This is a genomic window from Yoonia sp. R2-816, assembly GCF_046762905.1.
In the GTDB taxonomy this organism is placed as follows: Bacteria; Pseudomonadota; Alphaproteobacteria; order Rhodobacterales; family Rhodobacteraceae; genus Yoonia.
In genome coordinates, this window is record NZ_JBKQXN010000158.1 from 1 (window position 1) to 3,864 (window position 3,864).

3 protein-coding genes and 1 pseudogene are annotated in these 3,864 nt (G+C 55.6%); 2 read left to right on the plus strand and 2 right to left on the minus strand.

Annotated features, from left to right (window positions below):
• Together ACFWW2_RS05470 and ACFWW2_RS05475 are read left to right on the plus strand one after the other, a co-directional pair.
• Positions 1–102: pseudogene (locus tag ACFWW2_RS05470) on the plus strand (integrase); the annotation flags it as partial.
• Between the two features lie 84 nt (positions 103–186).
• Entirely contained in the window at positions 187–804 is a 618-nt protein-coding gene (locus ACFWW2_RS05475) for a Uma2 family endonuclease (RefSeq protein ID WP_393926757.1), read from the plus strand.
• An 86-nt stretch (positions 805–890) separates the two neighbouring features.
• Here ACFWW2_RS05475 and ACFWW2_RS05480 read toward each other — a convergent pair whose 3' ends face one another.
• Together ACFWW2_RS05480 and ACFWW2_RS05485 are read right to left on the minus strand one after the other, a co-directional pair.
• Entirely contained in the window at positions 891–1,307 is a 417-nt protein-coding gene (locus ACFWW2_RS05480) for a hypothetical protein (RefSeq protein WP_393926759.1), read from the minus strand.
• Positions 1,308–1,555: 248 nt separating this feature from the next.
• The gene (locus tag ACFWW2_RS05485) at positions 1,556–2,947 is read right to left on the minus strand and encodes a DNA primase (protein WP_393926761.1); all 1,392 of its coding nucleotides are present in this window, start codon (positions 2,945–2,947) and stop codon (positions 1,556–1,558) included.
• Positions 2,948–3,864: the final 917 nt, after the last annotated feature.

Here is a 3,864-nt window from a genome sequence, read left to right on the forward strand (position 1 = left end):
TGCCACCGCCTCAATTCCACACCGCGCAAGTGCCTCGGGTATCACACCCCTGCCGAGATCTTCGAAACCAAGCTGATGGAAATCCAGAACCGATTGGAGTAAAACGACATATCAGGAACTGCACTTCAGCGTGAGTTCACACGCGTAGGAGAAGCGCCGCACTCACCTCGGCATAGAGAAGGTGACGTGGCAGCTGTTTCGCACTATATTCATCTTGCGAAAGGACTTTTGTCGATGAATCAGGTTGCACCCATCATTCGCCACGATGCGACATACCAAGACGTCATAGACGCCCCGGCGAACATGGTGGCCGAACTGGTTCATGGCGCACTTCATCTTCATCCACGGCCCACAAGCCGTCATGGTTTCGCTGGATCTGTACTTGGTATGAAATTAGGCAGCACGTTCCAACTTGGGGGTGAGGGCCTTGGTGGCTGGTGGATAATCGACGAACCCGAACTGCATCTCGATGAGAATGTTCTTGTACCAGACATTGCTGGTTGGCGGCGTGAACGCATGCCAGAGTTTCCGGATACAGCCGCCTTTGATCTGGCGCCTGATTGGGTATGCGAGGTTCTATCGCGCAGCACGCGCCAGTTCGATCTTGTGGAGAAACGTGCTCTCTATGGTGAAGCTGGCGTTAGTCATCTGTGGTTTGTCGATCCTGTTGCGCGGACACTAGAAGCCTTTGCCAATCAGGACGGCAGCTGGACACTGATCGCGGCGCTGAAAGACGACGACAAGGTTTCAGTGGCGCCGTTCGATGCTATCGAATTTGAACTCTCTGCCCTGTGGCCAGACTGATAGTTGTCGCGGCTTGCAAACATGGTTGGCTCAGCCTGCAACCGTCGCTACTTCTCGCTCAAATTACTTGCACCTATAACGCAGTCTCAAATCTCAAACACGCCATGCTCCTGGAAGCCCTGCGCGGCGATTGCACCGAGTTCTTCCAGTCTGGCAGTACCCTCTTTGCTTCGGTTGCGCGATATCCTGTCCCATGCAGCCAGCCGTCCTCGATAAAGGGCATTGATTGGTGCAGCGATTGTTCGCGCATTACGAAATGAGCGGACCTCGCTCAAACGGGCGCGGCGCCTGATCCTGAGCAGGAACGGTCCGGTGACGGCAATATGTGTGTACCCTTGGAGCTTGAGAAGGCTGCGGGATTCAATGATCTCGCGCAGCACTTTTTGGGTACTGCCTCGGGCTCGGGTCCAAAAGAATTTTTCAACACCGATGTGAACGGCCGCGACGCGTGTAAAGATCGGCCAGCTCGGATCAATGGCACGGACTGTTTCGGTCACATCCATTGCACCAAGTGCCTTGGAAACGGGGCGCGCAGGGCGCCATCCGCCCCAAAGGGCCACGGTCTGTCGAATGGTCAGCTGACGCATATGACTTTACCCCGGTCAGAGGCAGAGATGCCAGTGGGATTGGCGCGAGTTTACACAGGGTCGCAAGAAGTCCGCAACATGGCGCGATCAGGCCAGCGTACAGAAGCCAAGGCCACAAAATGCACCGAGATCAGGCCGGCGTTTTTCAAACAACTCCCGTGTTGCTAATCTGACGTAGACCGCTTGGCGCCTTCAGCTAAATCAATCTGCACCAAAAGTGCATCAAATGCCGAGCGCTCGTCTTTTTTGATTTGTGTCCCCATATCAGAGCTATCGTACTCTTCACTGTCATCGCTCGACAGGCGGTCAGCTTTATTCATGGCAGCATTCGACTGTGCCAGCCGCTGCGTCAACCCTTCATCGACCACATCTGAACGGATTTCCTCAATGGCGTCTTGCATCTCATGCGTATGGTTGCGCCGAGCAGTAAGTTTCGCAAACTCCCCGGTCAGACACGTCCGCGCAAGGTCCCCATTGTCGGGTCGCCTTACGGCTGGCGTTATCGCGACATGTGCTTGCGCGAAGAGTTTTTTCAGGGGTCCGTCGCCAATTTCCGCGATCAGCGCAGCCTCGATATCCGCCTGCGGTGCCAGTTTGACCATGGCGTCGCGCAACATGCTGGTATCGGGCCCGGAACAGATCAATTGTTCCAACGCGCCCTGGAACTCTTTCAATACCAGTGGATTGCGGATCAAAACGGCCAGAATGACAGCTTCGTGCAGGTGATCTTCGGACAACGGGCCGCCTGCCAACAACGATGCCTTCGTGCTGGATTGCGCAGGCAGCTTCACGCCATGCGGCGTCCATTGTCCTCGGGAGCGGCCACGTTCAAACGACGCGTGCTTGTTGCCAAACAAATCTGACCGCATGTCCTTGATCGCGTGGCCGTAATGGCTGCGGATCGATCGGTCTTTGATCAACATGATCTTTTCCCGTAGGGTCTTATCCAACGCCGCCTTGCGTTCGGGGCTGTCGAAATTCTTGCCTTCAACTTCGCGTTGCCACAAAAGCTGCAGCATCGGCAACGCTTCACTGACACGGTCACTCATGGCCCCTGCCCCAGCGGATTTCAGCAGATCATCCGGATCCTGGCCATCGGGCATCATTGCGAAGCGGACCGATTGTCCGGCCTCAAGCAGCGGCAACGCCAGATCAATCACCCGTGCCGCCGCCTGTTGCCCGGCCACATCACCGTCCAGCATGATCACCGGTTCGGGCGCCACGCGCCACATCATCTGTAACTGGGTTTCCGTCACGGCCGTGCCAAGTGGTGCCACGGATGCTCCAAATCCCGCCTCGCTTAACGCAATCACATCCATGTACCCTTCGGCCACCAACAGCGGTTGCCCCTTACCGGCAGCCTCGCGGGCGGGGCCGTAGTTGAACAGGCTGCTGCCTTTGTCGAACAACTCGGTTTTCGGGGAATTCAGATATTTGGCGTTATCTGCCGGGTCCATTGCACGCCCCCCGAACGCAATCGCACGCCCGCGTGTGTCCCGGATCGGGAACATGATGCGGTGGCGAAACGCGTCATAGGTGTAACGACCTGCAAACATAATCGGCTCGACCTGCAATCATCCTGATTTTCGGCCCGAATTATTTGCATCTATCGAAGGGGGCAAGCCCGGATTATTTGCGAACGAACCCACATTATTTGCGACCAGCCTGCAATCATCCGGTTCGGCTCGCAATAAATGCGAACAGGGTTTTCTCCGTGTTTTCAAGCGCCTGCTTTCTCATCGAATTGTCCAGGCACTGAACGTAGATTGTTGGACGCGAATTCGAGACAATATTCCTCAGCGGTTGTGGCTCCGTCGGTGGCCGTGCACTGTTGTCTGAAAAACCCTCGTTTTCCAGACCAGCCGTTCAGACAAAGCGCAGCAGATTCAACCAACGAGCCCGGAGTCACGAATGCTGCTCAATGCACTAATGGCGGCGGAGCGCAGAATGCGGACTTTGCAAACCCCCGGGGCCGTTTCCTGAAAGCGGACCTTCACACCGTGAGGGGACTTGGTCAGACGAGCCCCCAGGAGGCCTCCATCGCCATACAGGCATTCGCTCGCGCAGCAGGTCGCGAACCGCACATTCCGGACATCCAAAATCAGGTGGCAAATGGCGGATGAAGGGGACCGAATGAGCTTTGCGGCGACTGAACCACTGCTTGGTTAGGCCGTGTTGACGAAATGGCAGTCTGACAGGCGCAGGCCTCACCATAGCCGATATCTATTCAATTATAGGATTCCAGTATTTCCCAATACGGTGATCTGGTTCTTATGCTGGACGCGAGACAAACTGAATGGAACGTCGGCCAGGAAGAGAGAGCCAGGTTTCCGCTCATCATCGGCACGTACAGCATGCAAACGAGATCAAATCAATTGCTCACCAGCTTGAATTGGAGAACGTAATGACCGTTATGAACACCCCACCTGCCGCAGGTCATGATTTTGTTGGCATCAGTGAGTTCCTGGTCAAT

Coding starts and splice junctions, on each gene's coding strand:
- ACFWW2_RS05480 (WP_393926759.1), bottom strand. CDS start 1,307: ATGGATGTGACCGAAACAGTCCGTGCCATTGATCCGAGCTGGCCGATC.
- ACFWW2_RS05485 (WP_393926761.1), bottom strand. CDS start 2,947: ATGTTTGCAGGTCGTTACACCTATGACGCGTTTCGCCACCGCATCATG.